Genomic DNA, 23,742 nt, shown 5'->3' on the forward strand with positions numbered 1-23,742 from the left:
ATGTCCTATTTATCAAGACCTGGCTTAAGAAAAGGCAGTGTATTTTTCAATGACACTGCCTGATTTCAATAATTAAGAACCGCTACGATAGTTAGGGGCTTCTTTGCTGATGGTCACGTCGTGAACGTGGGACTCACCCATACCCGCCGAGGTCACCTTCACAAATTCCGCCTTCTCATTAAGGTCTTTAATGGTAGGACATCCTGTGAGCCCCATGCATGAACGTAGGCCACCCATGTGTTGATGGATGATCTCCTTCAGCTTCCCCTTATAAGGCACGCGCCCCTCGATACCCTCGGGTACCAGCTTATCGGCGGCGTTATCGCTCTGGAAGTAACGGTCTGAAGAACCTTGTGTCATGGCACCCAATGAACCCATGCCGCGGTATGACTTGTATGCACGGCCGTTGTATAGCTCGGTTTCACCTGGCGCCTCGTCGGTACCGGCAAACATAGAGCCCGCCATGATGCATGATGCACCGGCCGCCAGCGCCTTAGCCAAGTCGCCAGAGAAGCGGATGCCGCCATCGGCGATAACCGGGATATCTAAGTGCTTAACTGCCGCAGCGGCATCGGATACTGCGGTAATTTGCGGTACACCCACACCGGTTACGATACGTGTGGTACAGATAGAGCCTGGGCCAATACCTACCTTAACGGCGTTCACACCGGCTTCAACCAATGCCAGGGCACCTTCAGCCGTGGCCACGTTACCGCCAACGATCTGTAGATCTGGATACTTGCCGCGGGTGTCGCGAATACGCTGAAGTACGCCTTCAGAGTGACCGTGAGATGAATCGATAAGCAGCACGTCGATACCGGCCTTAACCAGGGCGTCGACACGCTCTTCGTTGCCAGCACCGGCACCTACAGCCGCACCGACCCGCAGGCGACCCAACTCATCTTTACAGGCGTTAGGCTTACGCTCGGCTTTTTGGAAATCTTTAACTGTGATTAGGCCTTTGAGTCTGAAGTCAGCATCGACCACCAGAACCTTCTCGACGCGGTGAGCGTGCATCAACTTCTGCACTTCATCCAGCGGCGTGCCTTCAGGCACAGTCACCAGACGCTCTTTAGGCGTCATCACCTTGTCAACGGTGCGAGACCAGTCGGTGATGAAACGTACGTCACGACCCGTGATGATGCCCACCAACTCATTGGCTTCGTCAATCACAGGATAACCCGCAAAGCCGTTCTTCTCAGTCAGGGCCTTAAGCTGCTCAAGTGTCGTATTAGGCGTGACCGTTACAGGTTGCTGAACGATACCGGCTTCATAGATCTTTACCTGGCGAACTTGCTCGGCCTGCTGCTCTATGCTCATATTTTTATGGATAAAACCAATACCACCTTCCTGTGCCATGGCGATGGCAAGGCGCGCTTCAGTCACGGTATCCATGGCTGCAGACACGATAGGCATATTGAGTTCGATCTTTTGGGTTAAGCGAGTCTTAAGAACGGCAGTGTTAGGGAGTACGGTCGAGTGTGCAGGAACAAGCAACACATCATCAAAGGTTAGTGCTTCTTTTTTTAAACGTAGCATGGCAACATCTCCCCATGTAGGTGATATAAGAGGTAAAATATTGCGGCGGGATTATACCTTGCATATTGGGTGTGGTAAATGGAAAATAGTAAAAAAGTCGCTTTAGTAGCAAAATATCTATGAAAATGCCGAAAAATAATGTTTACACCGTATCTCGCCTCAATGGAGAAGTGCGGCAATTACTCGAAGGTGAACTGGGTAAGGTCTGGCTCGAAGCAGAAATATCCAATTTTTCGGCCCCCAGCTCGGGGCACTGGTATCTCACCCTGAAAGACAACTATGCCCAGGTCCGCGCCGCCATGTTTAAGGGACGTAACCGCGCCGTTACCTTCCGCCCGGCCAATGGCCAACAGGTGTTAGTCAAGGGCGCCATCAGCGTCTATGAGCCCAGGGGCGACTATCAGCTGATCATCGACTCCATGTTGCCCGCGGGCGATGGCCTGCTGGCCCAGCAATATGAAGCCCTCAAGATGAAGCTGGCTGCCGAAGGCCTGTTTACCGCCGACACCAAGCGGCCGCTACCCGATAACATACAGCGCATCGGGGTGATCACCTCGTCAACGGGCGCCGCCATCAGAGACGTATTGCACGTGTTGCAAAGGCGCGACCCCTCCATAGAAGTGATCATCTACCCCAGCCAGGTACAGGGAGAACATGCCGACAAGTCATTGTGCCATGCCATCATGCAGGCCAACGACCGAATGGAGGTTGATGTGCTGCTGCTCACCCGTGGCGGCGGCTCACTGGAAGATCTCTGGAGTTTCAATAGCGAGGCCCTGGCCCATACCATCTATAACAGCGCCCTGCCCGTGGTTTCTGCCGTGGGTCACGAGGTGGATACTACCATCAGCGACTATGTCGCCGATCTGCGCGCCCCTACCCCTTCTGCCGCGGCAGAGCTACTGTCCCAGGATGCGCTCAGCAAGGCCGACAAGCTCAAGATGGCCATGACACGCCTCAAGCAGGGCTGGCAGCACTATGGCCTGAAACAGGCCCAGCGTTTCAGCCAGCTGCGCCACAGGTTAGAGCGCCAGGATCCCAAGCGCCGCCTGCAGCAATATGAGCAGAGATTCGACGAGCTGCAGCTCAGACTAGGCGCCGCGCTAACGAGTAAGCTGCATCAGATGGAGCGCCGCCAGCAGTCTCTACATGCCAGATTAAATCAGGTCTCTCCCAGCCATCAGCTGGCCTTGGCATCGAGCCGCCTGAGCCACCAGAATCAAAGATTACAAAGCGCCATGCAGGCCAGGCTCAATTCGGCGGAAAAGTCGCTGCAATATGCCGCCCATCAATTGGAGACCGTCAGTCCGCTGGCAACCCTGAGCCGCGGCTACAGCATCACCCTCGACGCCGAGGGTAAGGTGCTGCATAGCGCGCAAGATGTCCGCACAGGCGATCGCCTCACCACTAAACTGGTAGATGGCGAGGTGAGCTCGACGGTAGTTTAAACCCTCATATAAAAAACGCCCTTGCGGGCGTTGAATTGAGTATTTAACAACTTAATAAAATAAACGGCCTATTTTCTCGGACCGACCGGCACCATGATGTGTGCATAAGGTGTGCCCTTCCACATCACATAGGGGCCACCGGCGTAAGGGTCGGTTGGCAGGCTGTCGAGCAGGGCGGGATCCGGCATGAGAATCATCAGGTGTGGCCCCTCGACAATCCACTGATTGTCTTTGGTTTCGCCCTCGGCGTAGGGATCGGTATTGCTCGCGCCACCATCACCAGCCAGCATATAGGAGATCCCCACTGCCTTGGCCTGAAACGGCTTCTTATTCATCCAGGCGTCGGCCCACTCCATCCAGGGACCATCCATACACATAGGCGCCGTGCCTTGCAGGCTAGGTGGGGTCGGGAAACAGGTATAGTCGACACTACCCTTTTGCAGGACATTATTGTCCCAGTCCATCACTGTAACCTTATCCCTCAGGGTCGGCGGCGCGGCATTGAGTGCGTCTTCGAGTAAGGCCTGTTTATCTGCAGCCTGGGCGGCACCAGCCAAGAGAGCCAGCGTGGCGGCAAGCAGCAGGGGTTGTTGGTGTTTCATAACACTATCCTCAGGTGAGTTAAACTACCTTAATTACTGCACTCTTGAGTATAGTCGGCATCCCTATAAAGGCTCGATTTGCTTGCATTAAGTAGTTTATGAGACCAAAGGCAAGGAAATGGGCAGGATAAAACACCGAGATAGCAAAAAGGCCAGCACTAGGCTGACCTTTTGAGTTCGACAGAAAGCGTTACTTCTTCTTGTCTTTGATGTGACTCATCATGCGCTTGCGGCGACGCTCCTGACTCACGGTGAGCTTCTTGGTGTTGAGGCCCTCGAACGGGTTGCCTCCTTCCTGGAAGCGAACCTGAATCGGCGTGCCCATCACCTTGAGTGAGCGACGGTAGTAGTTCATCATGAAGCGCTTGTAGGAATCGGGCAGCTTCTTCACCTGGTTACCATGGATAACCACGATAGGCGGATTGTAACCACCTGCGTGGGCGTATTTAAGCTTAACACGGCGACCGTTAACCAGAGGCGGCTGGTGATCATCCTGAGCCATCTGCATGATGCGGGTCAGCATAGAGGTACTCACGCGGCGCGTGGCGCTCTCGTAGGCTTCTTCAACCGACTCGAACAGGTGACCTACACCCGTGCCATGCAGTGCCGAGATAAAGTGAATGCGGGCAAAATCGATAAAGCCCAGACGACGGTCGAGTTCACTCTTCACGCGATCCTTCACGTCCTGATCGATACCGTCCCACTTGTTGACCGCGATCACCAGGGCGCGACCTGCGTTAAGGGCAAAGCCCAGCAGGCCAAGATCTTGCTCGGCGATCCCCTCGCGGGCATCGACCACCAAGAGTACCACGTTGGCGTCTTCGACCGCCTTAAGGGTCTTGATCACCGAGAACTTCTCGACTGTTTCGTGTACCTTGCTGCGACGACGCACACCGGCGGTGTCGATGATCACATACTCCTGACCATCGCGCTCCAGTGGAATATAGATGCTGTCGCGAGTCGTACCCGGCTCGTCATAGACCACGACGCGCTCTTCACCCAGGATGCGGTTAGTCAGGGTCGACTTACCCACGTTAGGCTTACCGATAATTGCCAGCTTGATCGGCAGATCCTGCAGACGCTGCTGCTCCGCCTCGGCCTCTTCCTCTGTGTACTGGCGCTCGTCGGCTTCCTCTTCGCCTTCACCTTCACGGTTCAGGCCCATGGCCTCGGCGTAAGGGGTCAGCGCGTATTCGATCATGTTGGTCACACCGCGCCCCTGGGCGGCGGCCATCTGGTATACCTCACCCAGGCCCAGGGCCCAGAACTCACCACAGGCAGAGTCGGCGTCGATACCATCGACCTTGTTGGCTACCACGAAGGTGGTCTTCTCGCGGCGACGCAGATGCTCGGCAATCGCCTCATCCGCGGCGGTAAGGCCCGCACGCGCATCGGTAAGGAAGAGTACCACATCGGCTTCTTCGATCGCCGCCAGCGACTGCTCGGCCATGCGGGTCTCTATCCCCTCTTCGGTACCGTCGATACCGCCGGTATCCACCACGATAAATTCGTACCCAGATAGATGTGCACGACCATACTTACGATCCCGAGTCAGACCTGGGTAGTCAGCTACCAAGGCGTCTCTGGTGCGCGTAAGACGATTAAACAGGGTCGACTTACCTACGTTTGGTCGGCCTACCAAGGCCACAACTGGAATCATTTTTTTGCCTCTAATCTACAAATCTATCTGAATATCTTAAATAAAAAGCCCCCAGCACAAGGTCCAGGGGCTTTAAAAACTGTTAAAGCTCGCCTTAGGGAAGCGTAATTCTTGCAACCTTGCCATCGCGACTCTGGACGTAGATCTTATCATCTATTACCAGTGGCTGGCTAAATAAACCTGAACTATCCACTTCGACACGGCCCACCAGCTTACCTGAGGTGCGATCGATGAAATGCAGGTAGCCTTCGAAATCGCCCACTACCAGGTAGTCTTTGAAGACGACAGGTGAGGTTAGCTCGCGGTTGGTCAGCTCGCTGTTGCTCCAGCTTTCCAGGCCGTTGCGCTTGTCGACCGCATACACACGGCCATGATCATCCACCAGGTAGAGGTTCAGACCGGCCGAGGCCAACTCGTTAAAGCTCGAGTATTTACGGCTCCAGACCACGCGGCCTGTACGCAGCTCCATGGATACCAGGTTACCGTTGTAGCTCACCGCATAGATGTTCTCACCCACGATAAGTGGCTTCATATCTACGTCGGCCATACGGGTAAACTCGTTGCCACCTTTTGGCGTATAGATAGGCTGCTCCCAGGCGGCCTGCCCATTACTTTTCACCACAACCGCGACCTTGCCATCGGCGGTGCCGACGAAGAAACCACCGGCCTCATAGGCGGCCGAACCTGTGCCTCTGAGTGTCAGTGTGGGCAGCTTGCTCTCATAAACCCAGAGCTTCTCGCCATCGTCTATATTGTAGGCTTCCAGGCCACCGGTACTTGTGTGCACCACGACCACATCTTCGCCTACCGTCGGCGCCGACAGCAACTCACCGCCTGCGGTCACATGCCAGACCATCTCACCTGTTTCGGCATCGACGGCACCCAGCAGGCCACTCTCACCACCGAAGAACACCTTGTTACGGGCGGCGGTAATGCCTGACGAGAGACGTGCGCCCTTGTTCTTAGACAAGGCGCCCTCTTTAAACCAGGAGCTGATCTCCAGTGACCAGACCTGCTCACCTGTGGCTTCGTCGTAGGCGGTCACTTCGCCGTAACGATCCATGACAAACAGCTTGCCGTAACGCACGGCCGGACGGATCTTAGAGTAGTAGTCACCGACACCACTGCCGACCGAGGTACTCCAGCTCACCTCGGGAAAGACACTCGCTTCGATCTGCGGCAGCGGACTGACCGGCTCTTCTTCAACATCGTTGGAAGAACAGGCCGACAACAGCCCCAGGCTCAGACTGCAAGCCAGTAACGTTTTGCACCAAGACTTCATGGGCAGCTTCCTTATGCCTTGTTCAGGTTATCTAGCTTCATCTGCAATGCTGGGCTTGAAGTTGCTCCGCCATTGTCCAGGGCCGCCTGATAGGCGCTCTTTGCCTTGTCGGCCTCCCCCTGGCGTACCAGGAAATCACCTTTTAATTCATCACGCTGCACGGCGAAGGCAGGTGCACTGATCTGCTCCAGTGTCGCTAGCGCGGTAGCCAACTGACCCTGCTCTGCCTGCACACGGGCAAGACGCAATGTTGCAACTGCAACCAGACCTTCTTCAGGCTTGCTGACCAAGATCTGTTTAAGGGCCTGCTCGGCCTTGTCCAACTCACCGGCTTCAACCGCGGCCTTAGCCACGATCAGTTGCAGCAGCGCCTGATAACCCTGCTGACCGCTGTGATCCTTGGCGAAGCTCTCGGCAGCCGCCAGCATACTCGAATCGGCTTTTACCGAGTTACTAATAGTTTGGAAGGCTTCAGAGGCTTCTTCTGCCTGAGCCACCTTGTAATCTGAATAGTAGTTCCAGCTGTAAAGGCCACCCAGGCCAACCACTGCACCTATGACAATCGAGTTGCCATAGTCTTTCCAGAACTGTTTGATAGCATCGACTTGTTGTTCTTCTGTGCTATAAATTTCCACGTTTCTCTTCCTCTTTAAATCAGTTCTGCAACGTAAGCTGCTAACGAATCCTGTGCAACCAATTCTTGTTCTTTCTCTTCACGCAGATATTTTAGTGCCACCTGACCGTTAGCCAGCTCGGTCTCGCCGATCACTATGGCAAGCTTGGCACCGCTCTTATCGGCGCGTTTCATCTGCTTCTTGAAGTTACCGCCGCCGCAGTGACTCATCACTCTTAGGCCATCCACTTCACGTAACTGCTGGGCCACCTTGATGGCTGCGACGCGGCAATCATCGCCCATGGCGGTGACATACACATCGACTGTACCGGGCACGTCATCGGTCAACTCCAGGGTTTCCAGCATCAGGACGATACGCTCAAGCCCCATGGCGAAGCCTACCGCCGGGGTATCTTTGCCCCCTAGCTGACCGACTAGGCCGTCGTAACGACCACCGGCCAATACCGTGCCCTGGGCACCCAAACTGTCGGTAACCCACTCGAATACGGTGCGGTTATAGTAATCCAAGCCGCGCACCAGACGAGGGTTAATTTCGTATTGGATGCCAACGGCTTCAAGTAGTTCACATAAATGTGCAAAATGGCCGCGAGTTTCTTCGCCAAGATAATCCATCAGCGCCGGGGCATCCCCCAGCAGCGCCTGTACATCCGGGTTCTTGCTGTCCAGTACCCGCAGTGGATTTGAATACATGCGGCGCTGGCTGTCTTCGTCCAACCTCTCCTTGTGCTGCTCCAGGAAGGCGACCAGGGCGTCACGGTAGGCCGCGCGCTCCTGTGCATCCCCCAGGGTGTTCAGCTCCAGCTTTACATGCTCGCCGATCCCCAGCTTCTGCCACAGGCGGTGCGACATCATCAGGACTTCAGCGTCGATATCGGCCGAGGCGATACCATAAACCTCGACACCAAACTGGTTAAATTGACGGTAGCGGCCCTTCTGTGGACGCTCGTGGCGGAACATGGGACCCATGTACCACAGACGCTGCTCTTGATTGTAAAGCAGGCCATGCTCGTTACCCGCACGCACGGTAGAGGCGGTGCCTTCTGGGCGCAGGGTCAGCAGATCGCCATTGCGATCGGCAAAGGTGTACATCTCTTTCTCGACGATGTCTGTCACTTCGCCGATGGAACGTTTGAACAGGTCGGTGCTCTCTACGATTGGAGTGCGGATCTCGCTGTAGCCATAGGCCGCCACGGTATCACGCAGCACTGCTTCTAGTTTTTGCCATAGAGGGCTCTGGGTCGGCAGAATATCGTTCATTCCGCGAATCGCTTGAATCTGTTTTGCCACTGTATCAACTCGTCCGAAATTTAGCTGTAAAAAATAAAAAAGCGCCTCGCATTATAGGCGCATCAACAATAAACGCAAAACCGGCGCGGCGCGCCAGTGAGCTGCGCCACAAACGGGGCGAATCGCCCCATCTTCTGCGCAGCAAACAAAGGGTTACTCCGTGATATCGGTTGTCGGAATACGCGCGTCTTCGCTGGCGACCTTGGCGCGGATCTTCGCCTCGAGCTGATCGACGATATGCTCATTGTCGAAACGCTCCTTCTGACGCACGCCGTCGTCGTAATAGCCGCTCTTACGGTTGCCGCCGGTCAGGCCAATATCAGACACCAGGGCTTCGCCTGGGCCGTTGACCACACAACCTATGATGGATACATCCATAGGGGTCACCACATCTTCTAGGCGACGCTCCAGCTCGTTCACCGTGGCGATCACATCGAACTCCTGGCGTGAGCAGGATGGGCAGGCGATGAAGTTGATGCCGCGCGAGCGAATCCGCAGGGATTTGAGGATATCGAAACCCACCTTGATCTCCTCGACGGGATCGGCGGCTAGCGAGATACGCAGGGTGTCACCTATGCCTTCGGCCAGCAACATGCCTAGGCCAACGGCCGATTTAACGGCCCCGGCGCGGGCGCCACCGGCCTCGGTGATCCCAAGGTGCAGCGGCTGCTTGATCTGTTTAGCCAGCAGACGGTAAGACTCCACCGCCAGGAAGACGTCAGACGCCTTAACGCTCACCTTAAACTGATCGAAATTGAGTCTGTCGAGAATATCCACGTGACGCATGGCCGATTCCAGCAATGCCTCAGGGGTCGGCTCCTTGTACTTGTCCATCAGATCTTTCTCTAACGAACCGCCGTTAACCCCGATACGGATCGGGATATTCTTGTCGCGGGCGCACTCCACCACGCTGCGGATGCGCTCTTCGTTGCCTATGTTGCCCGGGTTGATACGCAGACAATCCACGCCGTATTCCGCCACTTTGAGGGCGATACGGTAATCGAAATGGATATCGGCAACCAGGGGGACCTTAGTCTGCTGCTTGATCACCTTGAACGCCTCGGCGGCATCCATGGTGGGCACTGAGACACGTACGATATCGGCGCCGACATTTTCTAGCGCGCGGATCTGAGCCACCGTGGCCTCCACATCTGTGGTACGGGTGTTGGTCATAGATTGCACGGCGATTGGCGCGCCATCACCGATAGGCACATCACCCACATAGATACGTGTCGAAGGGCGGCGAATGATTGGGGACTCGTTGTACATCTTAATTCACTCTTTACTTCAAAGATTGGCGGCACTACCGACCGACAGTCTGGCAACTCGACCACTTGGGTACTTGGCCAAATCAATATTTTCACCATTGAGGCGCATGGTCAGCGACTGAGGCGCCCCCAATATAACCTTAAACGGCGCCTGACCAAAGACATTCATCTCTTTGCCTGCCAGCTTAAGGCCATTGACCAGCACCTTGCCGTCGGCATCGGTGACTTTGATCCAACAGTCGCCGCTCAGACTCAGGGTCAACTCGGCGTCGTCTGCGGCGTTAAGCGTTTCATCTGCTTGGGAAATCGAATTGGTCGCCTGGGCTGCACCAGGCTCAGGCGTCGAGATCGGCTCAGATGAAAGGTTTTGCACCTGTTCTGCTGTCACCTGTTCACTGGCAGCTTGATCTGGCATTGTTTTTTCAGGAGCAAGCTGCTCACTGGCAAACTGGTCTCTTGGCATCTCGATGCCTGTACCCGCCTGTGGGTCTTGGGCAGACATCGGCTCAGACGAGGCTGCTAGGGTCGAGAGTTCGGCGGTTTCTTCCATCGAAGGTTTGGAGAGGTCGATATCGGCGACCATGGCGGACTTCTGTACCCACCAAAGCACCAGCAAGGCCAACAGGACGAAGATGATCAGATAGGTCACCAGCATCAAGCGACCATCTCTGGCCTGACGTGTCGTCTTGCGGGAGAAACTCTGCATCGTCGGGGCGCTGACCACGGGAAAGCTTTCGGCCAGATAGGCATCCACCTTGGCCATCTCCAGCCCCAGAATGCGGGCGTAGTTCTTCACATAGCCTTTGACATAGGTCGCCGAGGCGATGTTGTCATAGTTGTCCGCCTCGAGATCTTTAACGATCGACGGGCGAAGGTTTAACTGCTCAGCCACGCTGGCGATGGTTATCTGGCGCGACTCGCGCCCCGCCTTTAGCCACTGGCCTAGTGTTTCACCTGTATCCTTTGGTTTATCAGCATCGTCCTTGAGCATATCGATTTGATTATCAGTCATTAGTGCATGCTTGCTCTATACTGCTTGGCCTCATTGGAAGCGGGAAACTTAGCCAGGAGAAGAATGCCAAATTTTCTCACCGCTTCAGGGTCATTTAGGCCTTGCTCAATTTTAATTCCCAACGCCAGACTCTGAGCCGATTCGGGCACCACCCTATGGTAACGCGCCAAGCCTTTCTTGGCGGCGGAGTAGTTCCCCAGATCCAATTCGATCTCAGACAGTTCTAATAGAGAGTTGGCACGACGAGGGTCATAGTTGAGTGCCATCTCGAAGTAGCGTTGTGCTTTTTGCAGATCACCCGACTTACGGCTACAGATCCCCAGGTTCTCATAACTGGAGGCCGAACGGGTGTATTTGGGCATTTTTACCGCCCGAAGAAACATCTCCTCGGCCTGATCGTATTTTGCCTGCTGGCAGAGAAACACGCCGAAGTTATTCATGGAGTCGCCGCTTGCATCGCTGGCGTCGATGGCGTTGCGATACGCCTTCTCGGTCAGTTCTAACTCGCCAACCGATTGATAATAATAGGCTAACGCCACGTGCACAGCCTCGATATTGGGGGCGAATTCGAGCGCCTTATCCAGGTTGTACTTAGCTTGTTCACTGTTGCCCTTCTGCAGATAGGTCAAACCCAGCTGCACCCGCTGACGGGCAGCGGCAACGTTGTCGAAACTTCGCTCTTGAACGGGCACATCTGTGCCACTATAGGTTCTTTCAGTCACACATCCTGACATCAACGCCGAGGTCAGGATGATTAATAGGGTCAATGTTGGCTTTTTGCTTAACATTCGCAAGCCTATCTAGTAGCAGATACAATAAGTTAGTTTATTGTGACTGAAATCTGACTATCTTGCATGCGTTTTTTCGCTAAACGTTTGGTTCGGTCGCGAATATCCCCTGCTAACTGGCCACAGGCCGCGTCAATATCGTCACCACGAGTCTTACGCACTATGACGGTAATGCCATATTCCATCAGCACCTTAGAGAATCTATCGATACGCGAATTAGATGAACGCCCGTATGGCGACCCCGGATAAGGATTGAAAGGGATCAGGTTGATCTTACAAGGAGTATCCTTCATCAACTTGGCCAGCTCGTGGGCCTGATCTGTGCTGTCATTGATATGATCAAGCATCACATATTCCAGGGTCACACGGCCACGGTTGGCATTAGACTTGGCAAGGTAACGACGGATCGCCGCCAGAAACTCCTGCAAGGGATATTTCTTGTTGACCGGTACCAGCACGTCACGCAGCTCATCGTTCGGCGCATGAATACTGACCGCCAGGGCCACATCCAAGTTATCGCCCAGGATATCCAGCGCAGGCACCACACCCGAGGTAGATACGGTCACGCGGCGCTTAGACAGGCTGAAGCCAAAATCGTCCAGCATGATGTCGATGGCCGGCATGACGTTTTTCAGGTTCAGTAGCGGCTCACCCATGCCCATCATCACCACGTTGGAGATGGGACGCTCACCGGTCTCTTTCTGGAAGCCAAGAAAGTGGGATACGCGCCAGATCTGACCGACAATCTCAGACACGGTCAGGTTACGGTTAAAACCCTGCTGGGCGGTCGAGCAGAAGGTACACTCCAGCGCACACCCCACCTGAGAAGAGACACACAGGGTGGCACGGTCCTCTTCTGGGATGTAGACAGTTTCGACTTCCTGGCCATTGCCCACGTTGATGGCGAACTTGATGGTACCATCGGCAGACTTCTGATAGCTGGAGATCTCGGGCGCCACCACCTCACAACGCGCGGCCAGTTTGGCACGTAACGCCTTGTTGATGTTGGTCATCTGTTCGAAGTCACTGACGCCAAAATGGTATAGCCACTTCATCAATTGATCGGCACGGAAAGGCTTTTCACCCATCTCGGTAAACAGCGCTCTCAATCCCTTACGATCGAGATCCAATAAATTGATCTTTTTTTCACTCATTTTGACTAACCTCAACACCAAAACCTGCCACAGGGCGGCGAATTATACAGATATCAATAAATTTTAGCCAGTAAGGAAATAGACTATGCTAGAATCCCTCCCAAGCTAATATTGGCTTGTTACCCGGAGTTGTTTTACCTCCCCCATGATAACCCTTATTGTTATTGTCTTTGTCGCTATCGGGATCTCTTTTCTCTGTAGTGTATTCGAAGCCGTACTTCTGTCTGTTACCCCTAGCTTTATCGCGAACCTCAAAGAAACCCATCCCGCGGCAGCCGAGCGTTTGAGCCACCAAAAGGAGAATGTGGAATCGCCACTGGTCTCTATCCTGACCTTGAACACCATCGCCCATACCGTGGGCGCCGCCGTTGCCGGTGCACAGGCCGCAAAGGTCTTTGGCGACGAGATGCTGGGCGTCTTCTCCGGCGTGCTGACCTTCTTGATCCTCTTCTTCTCTGAGATCATCCCTAAGACCTTGGGCGCGAACTACTGGCGTAGCCTGGCACCGAGCGTATCGCTGGTATTGCTATGGATGGAGCGCATCACCAGACCGCTTATCTGGATGTCTCAGCAGGTCACTCACAAACTCGGTAAGGGGGACGATGGCCAATACATTCGCCAGGAGATGAGCGCCATGGCCAAGATAGGCCATGAGTCGGGCGAGCTGGACGAGCAGGAATCTATGATTCTGACCCAGATGTTGTCGGTCAAGGAGATGCCGGTCACCGCCATCATGACACCTAGAACCGTGATGTTCAGCGTGCCAGCGACCATGAGCCAATCTGAGTTTGCCAAAGCCCACAAGAGGAGTCCCTTTACCCGTATCCCGGTTTTCGATGGCGATCGCGACAATATCGTGGGTTATGTTAACCGCAACACCATCTTGCTGTCGGAGCGAGACACGCCTCAGGCGCCTATCTCGGCGGTACGTCGTAACCTGGTAATCGTGCCGGAAACGGCCAAGATCTTGCCGCTATTCCAGCTGATGATTAAGCGCAATACCAAGATCGCCATGGTGGTGGACGAGTACGGAAGTGGCCTAGGTATCGTCACCCTGGAGGATATCATCGAATCCCTTCTGGGGCTGGAGATTGTCGACAGCAACGACCCTGTGACCGACATGCAGCAACTGGCGAGACGCCTGTGGAAACGCCGCATGACTCACAAGGGGATACGCATCTCGGATGAGGGCTCGGCAGAGGATGACGAGGAACCCAAAGCCGAACCTCAAGACGTCAAGGTCACAGAAGTCGAGCCACTGAATAAGGTGACTAAGTAACTTGAGTAAATAACTCACACAGAATACTCATGTGACTAGCTTAAGAAAAGTTAACAAAGGGAAGCAGATGCTTCCCTTTTTCATTTAGCGCCCCTGAGGTATACTTGCCCGCTTCACAGATGAGGCCTACATGACCAACAGATACTCGCTCAAGCTTGCACACATCAACGACACCCACTCTCACTTCGATCCTTCGCGCGTCCAATTCCTGCTCACCCATGAGCAACAAAGTTATGAGGTCTATAGCCATAGTGGTGGCTATGCCAGGATCGGCTATCGAGTGCAGCAGGCGCGTCACCAAGCGGCTAATGCCGGGCAAGATTTTCTGTTTTTGCATGGCGGCGATAGCTTTCAGGGCACCCTCTACTTCAACCAGTTTCAAGGTGTGGCCAATGCCGACCTGCTAAACCGTCTCACGCCGGATGCCATGGTGCTCGGCAACCATGAGATAGACGCAGGCAATCAACCGGTTAAGCAGTTTCTCGATACCATTAACTTTCCCCTGCTCGCCGGCAACATGGATCTCAGCCAGGAAGACCCTCACAAACAGGTAAAACTGGCTAACCATCCCAGACTATTTGATTACGACGTCGAGAGTCGCACGGCCAAGGTCTTGCTTAAGTCCCTTGGCGACAAGCAGCTCGCCATCATAGGGATCACCTTAGATCAGATGAAAGAGATCGCCAGGCCCGATGAAGATACCTACTTCGCCGACGCCATTGCGACCACAGCCAACACAGTGGCCAAACTTAAAGCCGAGGGGATAGAGCATATCCTGGTGCTGAGCCACCTGGGCTGGGACAAAGACAAGGTATTAGCCCGAGAGGTGCCAGGCATCAGCCTGATCGTCGGCGGTCACTCTCACACCCTGCAAGGTGAATTCAGCGCCATAGGTCATAGTGCCTTGCCTTATGGCTATCGCGTCGAAGACACGCCGATATTGCATGCGGGCAAATATGCCGAAACCCTGGGGCTGTGCGACATCGAATTTGATGACAAGGGCCGTGTTACCTCATTGGTTGGGCATAACTACTTCATGCTCGATGAACATCTGATCATCGAAGGGAAGCAAGAGGTCACCGCGACTATCTATAGCGCGCTGAAGCAACAGCTCATGGCCCACCCTGGCGTGCTGTGGAATGAAGATCAGTGGGATGAGGAGCTAAGCGAGATCAATCAGGTGATCGCCCAACACTACCGCCCTGCCATCGATGCCCTGGAGCATCAGGTGCTGGGCTTTGTGCCGAAAAACTTGATCCATACTCGCCTACCCAGCAAGGCGCTGCCCCATGGTAGCGAGATCGCCCCCTGGGTCTGCAAGAGTATCTATCATGAAACCCGCAGACTAAATCTTCAGGTCGATTTTGCCCTGCACAACGCCGGCGGCGTCAGGCAGTCCCTCAACAAGGGCACTGTCACCATGGCGGACGTACTAGGGCGCCTGCTGCCCTTCGCCCTGCCTCTGGTGAAATATCACATCCTGGGCCGCTACCTATACCAAACTCTGGAGTCGGCCATCAACTCGGCCACCAACAACAGTATTACCGGCACGGGCGCCGGTAGCTTCCCCTACACCTACGGTCTGAAATATTGCTATGACGGCAGGCAGCCGCTAGGTCGACGCATACTGCAGCTGGAGATATTGACGGAAATAGCCGGCGAGACGCAGTGGCATAGCGTGATGCCAGACAGGCTATATTGCGGCGTCTCCTCAGCCTATACGGCGTCGGGCAAGGAGGGCTACCAGGACTTGCTCAAGGCTGAGAAACAGGTATCGATCGAGGCGCTCACGCTCCCCCAGGCCTTCATTCGCTTCATGCAGCGAGAAGAGGGACTTAACGGCGTCATGCCACCCCATGTGGTATACACGAGTCATTTAGAAGGGCTCTAGCAATTAGGAAACAAATCCACTTAGTATCTGATGCTAGAGGGGTTAAATAAGGGGCTTCACCAGATAATAGGCCATAAATATTTGGCCTGCCTTTTCTTGATAACGCTTGTGACGCAGCCTAAATCCCTCGGCCATAAACAGTGGCCGTGACAGGCTGGAGGCATCGACGCTCAACTCTAACATCCCCTGGGAAACCGCCCAGGATGCGAGTTGTTGCAACAGTTGCCGCGCGATCCCCTGCCCCTGGTAATCAGGGTGCACATAGAGACTGTCGATATATCCGCGAGAGGCGTAGTGGGTCTCCACATTGATGAAACCTACGCAGCAGGGGTGCTCGCCAACCAATCGAGCCGTATCGACAGCCAACCAGGCCTGTGAACGAGTCAGGCGTTTATGCCAGTGATAACCAGAGCGCGGCGCCCTGGACCAGGCGCGCTTCTGCGCCCCATTGTAATGAGCCTCGTCAATGGCATGCACCGCCAGATGATAGACCTCACTGACCTCTACGCCATAACCCTTGCGGTAGGGAACTATCTTTATCATCACCTTATCTATCTGTGTCTCGCAGGGCGAACCCTGAGCCTCACCTCAACCTTGCACCTCTCCTAGACCAAGCTAAGAAAACAGTCAGAGGTATAAGCAGAAACCAGGCTCTCATCTGTGCAACTTATATTAGTCACCCTATAGGCAAAAAAATAGTGCCGATAACAAGTTAGCGACACTATCTATTATGTTTAGACTCTTACATTCAGTCTTTCACGCTTGGCCAGGCTGCTAAGCCGCCTAGGCTACTTCTTGTCGATGCGACCCACAAATAGCAGTTCGTCGAAGGTGCGGTTAAGCGTCTTGCTGGTAAAGTCATTCATCCACATCTGCTCTTGAACGACAACTACGTCACCTTTTTTTACCTCGGCCTGAGGTCCGGCCGCCCAGAACGTCTTGTCGGCTTCTTTGATCTGAACATAGGTATAACCACCACCGTTCATAGTATCGACCACAGTGCCCTGATGCACTACACCAGCCGCCCAGGCACTCGAGATCCCCAGGGCTAAGGTGGCCGCAGCGGCTAAACGAACTAATTTAGTTATCATTGTCATTCCTTAAGTGTTTGCCTTTAACCCCTGCATTAAAACATGGCCTTAGCCATAAATCTCTACTCGGACACCTTAAAACAGCATTCAATGAATCAGTTTTAGATCAAGCTCTCATTCCCGCATTTTATCCCTGAGTGCGAGGAACTAATAGCGGCTTAAGCATGCCCTCGAGGCCATTAAGCTTCACCTCGTAGATAAGTGCCAGCTGCTGACCCAACTTGCCCTCGGGAAAACCTTTGCTATGAAACCAGACTAAATAGGGCTCTGGCAGTTCGAGCAAGCGCAATCCGGCATATTTACCAAAGGGCATTTTTTGATTTATCGCCTCGACCAAGGCCTGTTGATCCATCTTTACTATCCTATATGACTCTCAATGAGTGTAATTGAGGCAAGCTTACGTGACCCCAGGCAGCAGACCAAGCACTTATGACTAAAAGCCGTCGATACCAACCTAGCCTTTGCGCGTCGTATTGAAACATAAGGTAAATTTAGGCCAGTCTAAGCCAACCGACTTCAAAGTTTTAGCGACTAGCTATATAACATTTAAGAATATCAAAGCCAAACAAAGAACAAACTAGATATATCAGTAAGATGAAAGTCTTACACTTTCCTGGCCAAAGGGGGATGACAAGAAGTCTTAATTGAAAACTATACAGCTAACATGCTGTTTTATATGCGATTTAGTATGATTCATTATCACGAAACCTATTAGCGTCAAATATCCGCCAAACAGACAGAAACGTCAACTTAATGACAAGCGCCATAATCAAAAAAAACGTCAATTTTCATGTAGTTGACCAACAATTAATTAACACCTAAATTGAACTCATGCCCAAACAGGTGAGGTCGCAAGACAGCAGTACATCACTTGGGAACCTAACAACAAACATCGGCAATCATTGGCAGTCGAGAGGAAACAGAATGATCATTTTAGTTGGCGGTGAAAAAGGCGGTAGCGGAAAAAGCTGTTTAGCCCAAAACATAGCGGTATTTCTCACGGTAGAATGCGGCGCGTCGGTCATCATGGTCGACTGTGATCCCCAGCGGACCACCTCAGACTGGATTCAGGCTCGTAACAACAACGGCACCCTGGCCAGCATTAACTGCGTACAGCTCTACGGCAAGATACGTAACGATCTGCTCAGCCTGGAACAACACTATGACTATGTAATAGTCGATTGTGGCGGTCAAGATAACCTGGCGCTACGCGCCACCATGTCGGTCGCCTCGCACGTGTTGATGCCACTGCGCCCCAAGCGCAGAGACCTGAAAACCGTTAGCCATATGGATGACATCGTCGCCACCTGTATGATGATCAACCCTAAGATGCGCGCATCTTTCGTGATCACTCAATGCCCTAGCCTACCAAACCAGGCTAACCGCATCTTTGAGGCGAAAGAGGTGTGCAAGACTTACGATATCAACGTACTTGACGCCATCACCTATAGCCGAAACATTTATGATGACAGCGAAGAATCGGGTCTGTCTGTCATGGAAACTCAGCCAAAAGGCAAGGCCGCCGACGAGATCCGCAGTATAGCCTGTGAAATGCTGCAAGCCTCGAGTGCTACAGAGATTCGCAATCGTCTCGCCGAAAAACAGATGGATAAGTTAAGGGGTAACTATGGGTCTGGCCGATCTCAAGAAAAGCTCTACGCAGTCTAGTGCCGCGAGACAAAACCGAAAACTGCTGAACATATCGCTCGATACCTTGATCGATGATTTTATCGATGACGCGACGCACTACGCCGCCGGACAGCCGAGCAATGTGCAGCAGATGGCAGAGGTTATCGCGCTAGAAACAGGCTTCGATGGCGGCATCAAGCGTCAGCGCTCCCTCGAGGCGATGCCCTCGCCCAAGGTGGTGCCTAAGGGAAGCGGCCCTTATCGCAAGGCGACCTTCACCCTGAGCGAATCCGCCATATCGCACCTGGCCGAGTTGGCCAGTGGCTGCGATGTCGCGAAATCCAAGCTGATCCGCTTTCTCATCGAGCACCATTACTCGTTAACGGAAAGCGAACGGCAACAGAAGGAGCAATCCATCATAGTCGATTAGAGGTTAATGCATTAGGCATTCGTCGACTAACCTACATCCCCAGACGCGCTGGGTTCATCATCATCCAGCGCGTCACCACTTTCACCCCGTCTCCCTAACCTTTCTGGCAGCGACAGATTTCATTATCCGAACTTACGGGCTGCCAGCTTTTTTCTCTCCCTATTAAGATTGAATTTTCATCAAACGGCACCATATCTTGCTATATCATAGGGAGATTTTTATGCTAGCCATCTTTATTCTTGCACTGGTGAGTAGTGTCGCCATAGGTTACATACTGTTTAAACCTAGGTATGTCAGGTATCGCCGCGCGCAAATCGCCAAACGTCCCTTTCCCGCAAGCTGGCGCGCCATACTCAAGCGCCGCATGCCCTATTTTCGAGCCCTGCCGAGCGACTTACAATTACAGCTAAAACGCCACATTCAGATCTTCATTGCCGAAAAAACCTTCATCGGCTGCCAGGGAATAGAGATTGATGATGAGATCCGGGTGACCATCGCGGCCCAGGCCTGCCTGTTACTGCTCAACCGTGACACCGACTACTACCCTAAGCTGAAACAGATCCTGGTTTACCCCAGCCTGTTTATCGTCAATCAAACCCAGCAGAACGGCGATGGCACCTTCTGGGAGCGGAAGAACATCCTCTCTGGCGAGTCCTGGGAATATGGCAAGGTCGTACTCTCCTGGCATACCGCCAAGGAAGACGCCGCTCAACCTTATGATGGCCACAACGTGGTGATCCACGAGTTTGCCCACCAGCTGGATCAGGAGGATGGCCACTCCAACGGCGCCCCCATATTAGCCAACACGCGGGACTATCAACACTGGTCGGCCATCATGACTGAGGAATATGAGCAACTTTGTGAAGACGCCAGGTACCATCAGCCCAGCCTGTTTAACTATTACGGCGCCACCAACGAGGCCGAGTTCTTCGCGGTGATCACCGAGACCTTCTTCGAACGCCCCCATGAGTTTTACCAACAGCATCAGGCTCTCTATCAGCAGATGAGTCATTTTTTCAAATTAGATCCGGTAAACTGGCATTAAAGCGAATGAAAAGGAGTATCACCATGACCGCCAGACATCCTATGCTGACTTGGCTACTCGCAGCCAGTGCCCTGCTGCTAAGCGGCATTTGCCGCGCCGAGGCCCCGCTAGAGGCGACACAAACCTTAGACAAGTTACACAGTTACGCCGCCAGTGCCGATTGGGACAACTACTTCGCCCTCTATACCGAGGACGCCCACTTTATCGGTACCGATGCCAAGGAAAATTGGGATATGGCAGAGTTTTCCGCCTATGCTCGTCCAACCAAGGGATGGACCTATACCCTAGACTCGCGGCAACTAGCGCAACATGGCGACGTCATTGTCTTCGATGAGCATTTAAGCAGTAAATCATATGGGAAATGCCGCGGCACAGGCACCCTGGTCCTCACACCCGAAGGCTGGAAGATATTGCAATACCACCTGAGTTTTCCTATCCCCAATGCCATGGCCAAGCGGATCACGGCGCAGATAAGCGCCGCGAATCAGGAAGAGTAGCGCTAATGCACAGACACAGATAGGCAGAGATTGGTCAGCTGGGCGAAATGAGTAAAACGGTCGAAATCTTCCGCCGCCAGTTTACGATCCGAGCTATGCCTATCAGCATATAACAGGCCGATCACCTTGTTATCCACCAGTATAGGCGCCAGCATGAAGCCGGCTGCCGAAGTATGTCGCCTGAGCTCATCATTCATATACAGACGCCACTTGTCCGAGCTAGGGTTCTCAACAAACAGCGGCTTCTTAAGATCTATACTTTCGGCAAACACATTCTTGTCATGACTGAGCTCGACGATGAATTCATTCTTCATCTTATCGCTGTTGTCACCCACCACCACTCTGGGCTGTAGACGTTTACGATTGGGCGAGAGTAGCATCACGGCGCAGCGGTCCATACCTATACCATCGAGCAAACCGCCCAGGGTAATGGTGATCACCTCATTAAAATTTGCCTTGTTGATGGCGCAATCTGTGAGCTCCCTAAGTTTCTTCAGCTGCAATTCGACATTAAACTCGCGCACCTTAACAGGCTCGGCCTCGGGCTCCGCCGACAGCGTCAGCTGATGGGTATCGGGCAGAAAGGCCACCAGCACCTTGGCGCCATAGGTATCGGCCAGCTTTCGGGTGGCGTGACTGCAGCGGATCATCCGCCCTTTAAACTCATCCACCTCAAGATCCAGCATATCCGCCGCCTGCTTGATCCTATGATTCAGCTCGGCGACATCTTTAGTGTCGCTGGCCATCAACTCGCTGATCTTATTGGCAAGATAGATGGAGCGGATCTCAGGCGTGCGTTCGTTGGGGTTAGACAAGGACTTCACCAGCACCTCACCAAGGCCCCAGTTTTTCGCGATCCCCATAGAAAGCTGGGTAAAGGAGGTGCCAAGCACCTCTCTGACTACGGCGCTGGCTTCCTTCTCGTCGACCTGATTGAGGCGCGCATCGAGCTGCTCTGTGCTCTCGCCCCCCATGCTCCAGAAGGCGCTCTCCCCAAGATGATAGAGCAGTGCGGCGATAAACACCTCTTCTTGCAGCTCTTCGTCATGGTCTTTAAGCATCATCTTAGCCAGCATGGCAGCCTGGAAAGCTCTCGCCATCAGGGTGAGCAGCCTATGATATACAGGCTCAGATAAGCCCTTGTTTTCCAAGAGGCTGCTTAAAAGTTTGGCGGTAATACAGATATTGCGTATGGTATCAAATCCCAGTACCACGGCCGCACGGCTCACGGTGGTAACATGGGAGATCCCCTTGTTGTAGATGGCGCTGTTGGCCACCTTAAGAATTCTCGAAGTCAGCGCGTTATCATGCATCACGCTTCGCCCGAGTATCGCCAGGGAAGAAACATCATCTTTGGCAAGTTTCTCTAGGGTCTTCACCGTCGAACTAAGTGCCGGCATCTCCTGTTCGCTGATGCGTTTGGTCCAGTATTCTGCACCTTTTCCTGACATAGCAATGTTCAATGCGTATCTACTCTTTATATGAAGGAATATGGCTAGCGCTCACTTGCATGGCACCGTCTTTGATGAATTATAGGCAGAAAAACTTATAACATAACAATTACATCAGTCGCCAGAGGCAAATCGGCTTTATCCTACACCACTTACTCACTTGGCGAGGATTTCACCTCTTTATCGGCAGCGGGAGCCGATTGATAAGCACAAAATAAAAAAGGCGGCTCAAGAGGGACCGCCAAGGCAAGCAAATTTAAACAAGTAGAAAGGAAAGAAAAACCTCGCACTGCACGTAGGAACACAGTGCGAGGAACAACCGCTGCTAAAGGACAGCAAGTCGAAACTTTAGAACTGCTCCTCTTCGGTCGAGCCTGTCAGCGCCGTAACCGAAGACTCACCGCCCTGGATCACATTGGTCACCTTATCGAAGTAGCCTGTACCCACCTCTTGCTGGTGCGCCACGAAGGTATAACCCTTCTTAGCCGCCGCAAACTCGACTTCCTGTACCTTCTCGACATAGTGCTTCATGCCTTCACCACGCGCATAGTCATAGGCCAGGTCGAACATGTTGTACCACATGTTATGAATACCGGCTAAGGTGATAAACTGGTACTTGTAGCCCATATCCGACAGCTCCTGCTGGAAGCGGGCGATGGTAGCGTCGTCCAGGTTCTTCTTCCAGTTGAAAGATGGTGAGCAGTTATAGGCCAGCAACTGATCTGGATATTGCGCATGAATCGCCTCGGCGAAGCGGCGCGCCTCTTCAAGATCAGGCTTGGCGGTCTCACACCAGATAAGATCTGCGTATGGCGCATAGGCCAGACCGCGAGAGATAGCCTGGTCGATGCCGGCATTCACACGGTAGAAACCTTCAGAGGTACGCTCGCCAGTGATGAAGTCGCGATCGTAAGGGTCGCAATCAGAGGTCAGCAGATCCGCTGCATTGGCATCGGTACGGGCGATAACCAGGGTCGGTACACCGCTCACGTCGGCAGCCAAGCGCGCCGATACCAGCTTCTGCACCGCTTCTTGCGTCGGTACCAGTACCTTACCGCCCATGTGACCACACTTCTTCACCGAGGCCAGCTGATCTTCAAAGTGCACACCTGCCGCGCCGGCATCGATCATGTTCTTCATCAGCTCATAGGCGTTCAGCACACCGCCGAAACCGGCTTCGGCATCGGCCACGATAGGCAAGAAGTAGTCTGTGTAACCTTCGTCTTGTGGGTCGATCTGGTTGCTCCACTGGATCTGGTCGGCGCGGCGGAACGAGTTGTTGATACGCTGAACCACGGCAGGTACAGAGTTTGCTGGATAGAGAGACTGATCTGGGTACATGGTGCCCGCCAGGTTTGCATCGGCAGCCACCTGCCAGCCCGACAAGTAGATGGCCTCGATCCCCGCCTTAGCCTGCTGTACTGCCTGACCACCGGTCAGAGCGCCGAGTGAGTTCACATAGCCTTTCTTAGCACCACCGTTAACCAGCTCCCATAGCTTCTCGGCGCCGCGGGTTGCCAGAGTATTTTCCGGGACAATCGAACCGCGTAAGGCCACTACGTCCTCTGCTGAATAGGGGCGACGAACGCCGGCCCAACGTGGATTTTCAGCCCAATCTTGCTTAATCGCATCAATCTGTTGTTGACGTGAAATCTGTGTAGTTGCCTTAGTCATAATCTTCTCCATCTCAGGTGTTAGCATCCAGCTCCCTCAATACCACTCACATTCAAAGGCGCTAAATAGGTTTGGGTATTA

22 protein-coding genes are annotated in these 23,742 nt (G+C 53.5%); 7 read left to right on the plus strand and 15 right to left on the minus strand.

The window, feature by feature from the left end; all coding sequences use genetic code 11:
• Positions 1-72: 72 nt before the first annotated feature.
• Positions 73-1,539 (minus strand): IMP dehydrogenase, encoded by a 1,467-nt coding sequence (guaB, locus tag GNT65_RS19070; protein WP_160798783.1) that lies wholly within the window; start codon positions 1,537-1,539, stop codon positions 73-75.
• A 119-nt stretch (positions 1,540-1,658) separates the two neighbouring features.
• Here guaB and xseA point away from each other — a divergent pair, with 119 nt between their 5' ends.
• Positions 1,659-2,987: an exodeoxyribonuclease VII large subunit gene (xseA, locus tag GNT65_RS19075; RefSeq protein ID WP_160798784.1), complete on the plus strand. Its 1,329-nt coding sequence runs from the start codon at positions 1,659-1,661 to the stop codon at positions 2,985-2,987.
• Positions 2,988-3,055: 68 nt separating this feature from the next.
• Here xseA and GNT65_RS19080 read toward each other — a convergent pair whose 3' ends face one another.
• From GNT65_RS19080 to rlmN, 9 genes are all read right to left on the minus strand, one after another.
• Positions 3,056-3,589, minus strand: a complete 534-nt coding sequence (locus GNT65_RS19080) for a hypothetical protein (RefSeq protein WP_160798785.1) — start codon at positions 3,587-3,589, stop codon at positions 3,056-3,058.
• Between the two features lie 190 nt (positions 3,590-3,779).
• Positions 3,780-5,249, minus strand: coding sequence for a ribosome biogenesis GTPase Der (der, locus tag GNT65_RS19085; protein ID WP_160798786.1), 1,470 nt, complete (start codon positions 5,247-5,249; stop codon positions 3,780-3,782).
• Positions 5,250-5,343: 94 nt separating this feature from the next.
• Positions 5,344-6,531 carry an outer membrane protein assembly factor BamB gene (bamB, locus tag GNT65_RS19090; protein ID WP_160798787.1) on the minus strand — a complete coding sequence of 396 codons (1,188 nt, stop codon included), beginning with the start codon at positions 6,529-6,531 and terminating at the stop codon, positions 5,344-5,346.
• Positions 6,532-6,542: 11 nt separating this feature from the next.
• Positions 6,543-7,166: a tetratricopeptide repeat protein gene (locus GNT65_RS19095; protein ID WP_160798788.1), complete on the minus strand. Its 624-nt coding sequence runs from the start codon at positions 7,164-7,166 to the stop codon at positions 6,543-6,545.
• A gap of 14 nt (positions 7,167-7,180) precedes the next feature.
• A complete protein-coding gene (hisS, locus tag GNT65_RS19100; RefSeq protein ID WP_160798789.1) occupies positions 7,181-8,452 on the minus strand; it encodes a histidine--tRNA ligase in 1,272 nt (423 codons plus the stop codon).
• A 153-nt stretch (positions 8,453-8,605) separates the two neighbouring features.
• Complete coding sequence (gene ispG / locus GNT65_RS19105) at positions 8,606-9,721, minus strand: flavodoxin-dependent (E)-4-hydroxy-3-methylbut-2-enyl-diphosphate synthase (RefSeq protein WP_160798790.1); 1,116 nt, start codon at positions 9,719-9,721, stop codon at positions 8,606-8,608.
• 18 nt (positions 9,722-9,739) lie between these two features.
• Positions 9,740-10,732, minus strand: coding sequence for a RodZ domain-containing protein (locus tag GNT65_RS19110; protein ID WP_160798791.1), 993 nt, complete (start codon positions 10,730-10,732; stop codon positions 9,740-9,742).
• Positions 10,732-11,520, minus strand: a complete 789-nt coding sequence (gene pilW, locus GNT65_RS19115) for a type IV pilus biogenesis/stability protein PilW (protein ID WP_160798792.1) — start codon at positions 11,518-11,520, stop codon at positions 10,732-10,734. The genes GNT65_RS19110 and pilW overlap by 1 nt, the downstream gene beginning before the upstream one ends.
• A gap of 32 nt (positions 11,521-11,552) precedes the next feature.
• The gene (rlmN, locus tag GNT65_RS19120) at positions 11,553-12,674 is read right to left on the minus strand and encodes a dual-specificity RNA methyltransferase RlmN (RefSeq protein WP_160798793.1); all 1,122 of its coding nucleotides are present in this window, start codon (positions 12,672-12,674) and stop codon (positions 11,553-11,555) included.
• Between the two features lie 145 nt (positions 12,675-12,819).
• On the opposite strand from rlmN, the gene GNT65_RS19125 reads away from it, so the two are divergent.
• Positions 12,820-13,953, plus strand: coding sequence for a CNNM domain-containing protein (locus GNT65_RS19125; protein WP_160798794.1), 1,134 nt, complete (start codon positions 12,820-12,822; stop codon positions 13,951-13,953).
• A 130-nt stretch (positions 13,954-14,083) separates the two neighbouring features.
• Positions 14,084-15,844 carry a bifunctional metallophosphatase/5'-nucleotidase gene (locus tag GNT65_RS19130; protein WP_160798795.1) on the plus strand — a complete coding sequence of 587 codons (1,761 nt, stop codon included), beginning with the start codon at positions 14,084-14,086 and terminating at the stop codon, positions 15,842-15,844.
• A gap of 42 nt (positions 15,845-15,886) precedes the next feature.
• Here the strand turns inward: GNT65_RS19130 and GNT65_RS19135 are convergent, their stop codons facing one another.
• The 3 genes from GNT65_RS19135 to GNT65_RS19145 all read right to left on the minus strand — a co-directional run bounded on the left by GNT65_RS19135 (position 15,887) and on the right by GNT65_RS19145 (position 17,287).
• Positions 15,887-16,387 carry a GNAT family N-acetyltransferase gene (locus GNT65_RS19135; RefSeq protein WP_160798796.1) on the minus strand — a complete coding sequence of 167 codons (501 nt, stop codon included), beginning with the start codon at positions 16,385-16,387 and terminating at the stop codon, positions 15,887-15,889.
• Between the two features lie 245 nt (positions 16,388-16,632).
• Positions 16,633-16,935: a hypothetical protein gene (locus GNT65_RS19140; RefSeq protein ID WP_011865085.1), complete on the minus strand. Its 303-nt coding sequence runs from the start codon at positions 16,933-16,935 to the stop codon at positions 16,633-16,635.
• A gap of 127 nt (positions 16,936-17,062) precedes the next feature.
• Positions 17,063-17,287: a DUF3820 family protein gene (locus GNT65_RS19145; RefSeq protein WP_160798797.1), complete on the minus strand. Its 225-nt coding sequence runs from the start codon at positions 17,285-17,287 to the stop codon at positions 17,063-17,065.
• A gap of 572 nt (positions 17,288-17,859) precedes the next feature.
• On the opposite strand from GNT65_RS19145, the gene GNT65_RS19150 reads away from it, so the two are divergent.
• From GNT65_RS19150 to GNT65_RS19165, 4 genes are all read left to right on the plus strand, one after another.
• On the plus strand, positions 17,860-18,603 hold the full coding sequence (locus GNT65_RS19150) for an AAA family ATPase (RefSeq protein WP_160798798.1): 744 nt from the start codon (positions 17,860-17,862) through the stop codon (positions 18,601-18,603).
• Complete coding sequence (locus GNT65_RS19155; RefSeq protein ID WP_160798799.1) at positions 18,563-18,994, plus strand: CopG family transcriptional regulator; 432 nt, start codon at positions 18,563-18,565, stop codon at positions 18,992-18,994. The genes GNT65_RS19150 and GNT65_RS19155 overlap by 41 nt, the downstream gene beginning before the upstream one ends.
• A gap of 220 nt (positions 18,995-19,214) precedes the next feature.
• On the plus strand, positions 19,215-20,039 hold the full coding sequence (locus GNT65_RS19160) for a M90 family metallopeptidase (RefSeq protein WP_160798800.1): 825 nt from the start codon (positions 19,215-19,217) through the stop codon (positions 20,037-20,039).
• 23 nt (positions 20,040-20,062) lie between these two features.
• Positions 20,063-20,536 (plus strand): nuclear transport factor 2 family protein, encoded by a 474-nt coding sequence (locus GNT65_RS19165; RefSeq protein WP_160798801.1) that lies wholly within the window; start codon positions 20,063-20,065, stop codon positions 20,534-20,536.
• Between the two features lie 2 nt (positions 20,537-20,538).
• On the opposite strand, the gene GNT65_RS19170 is transcribed toward GNT65_RS19165, so the two are convergent.
• Both GNT65_RS19170 and aceA read right to left on the minus strand, forming a co-directional pair.
• Positions 20,539-21,987: an HDOD domain-containing protein gene (locus tag GNT65_RS19170; RefSeq protein ID WP_160798802.1), complete on the minus strand. Its 1,449-nt coding sequence runs from the start codon at positions 21,985-21,987 to the stop codon at positions 20,539-20,541.
• Between the two features lie 348 nt (positions 21,988-22,335).
• On the minus strand, positions 22,336-23,661 hold the full coding sequence (gene aceA / locus GNT65_RS19175) for an isocitrate lyase (protein WP_160798803.1): 1,326 nt from the start codon (positions 23,659-23,661) through the stop codon (positions 22,336-22,338).
• Positions 23,662-23,742: the final 81 nt, after the last annotated feature.

Source organism: Shewanella insulae (assembly GCF_009831655.1).
Taxonomy (GTDB): domain Bacteria; phylum Pseudomonadota; class Gammaproteobacteria; order Enterobacterales; family Shewanellaceae; genus Shewanella; species Shewanella insulae.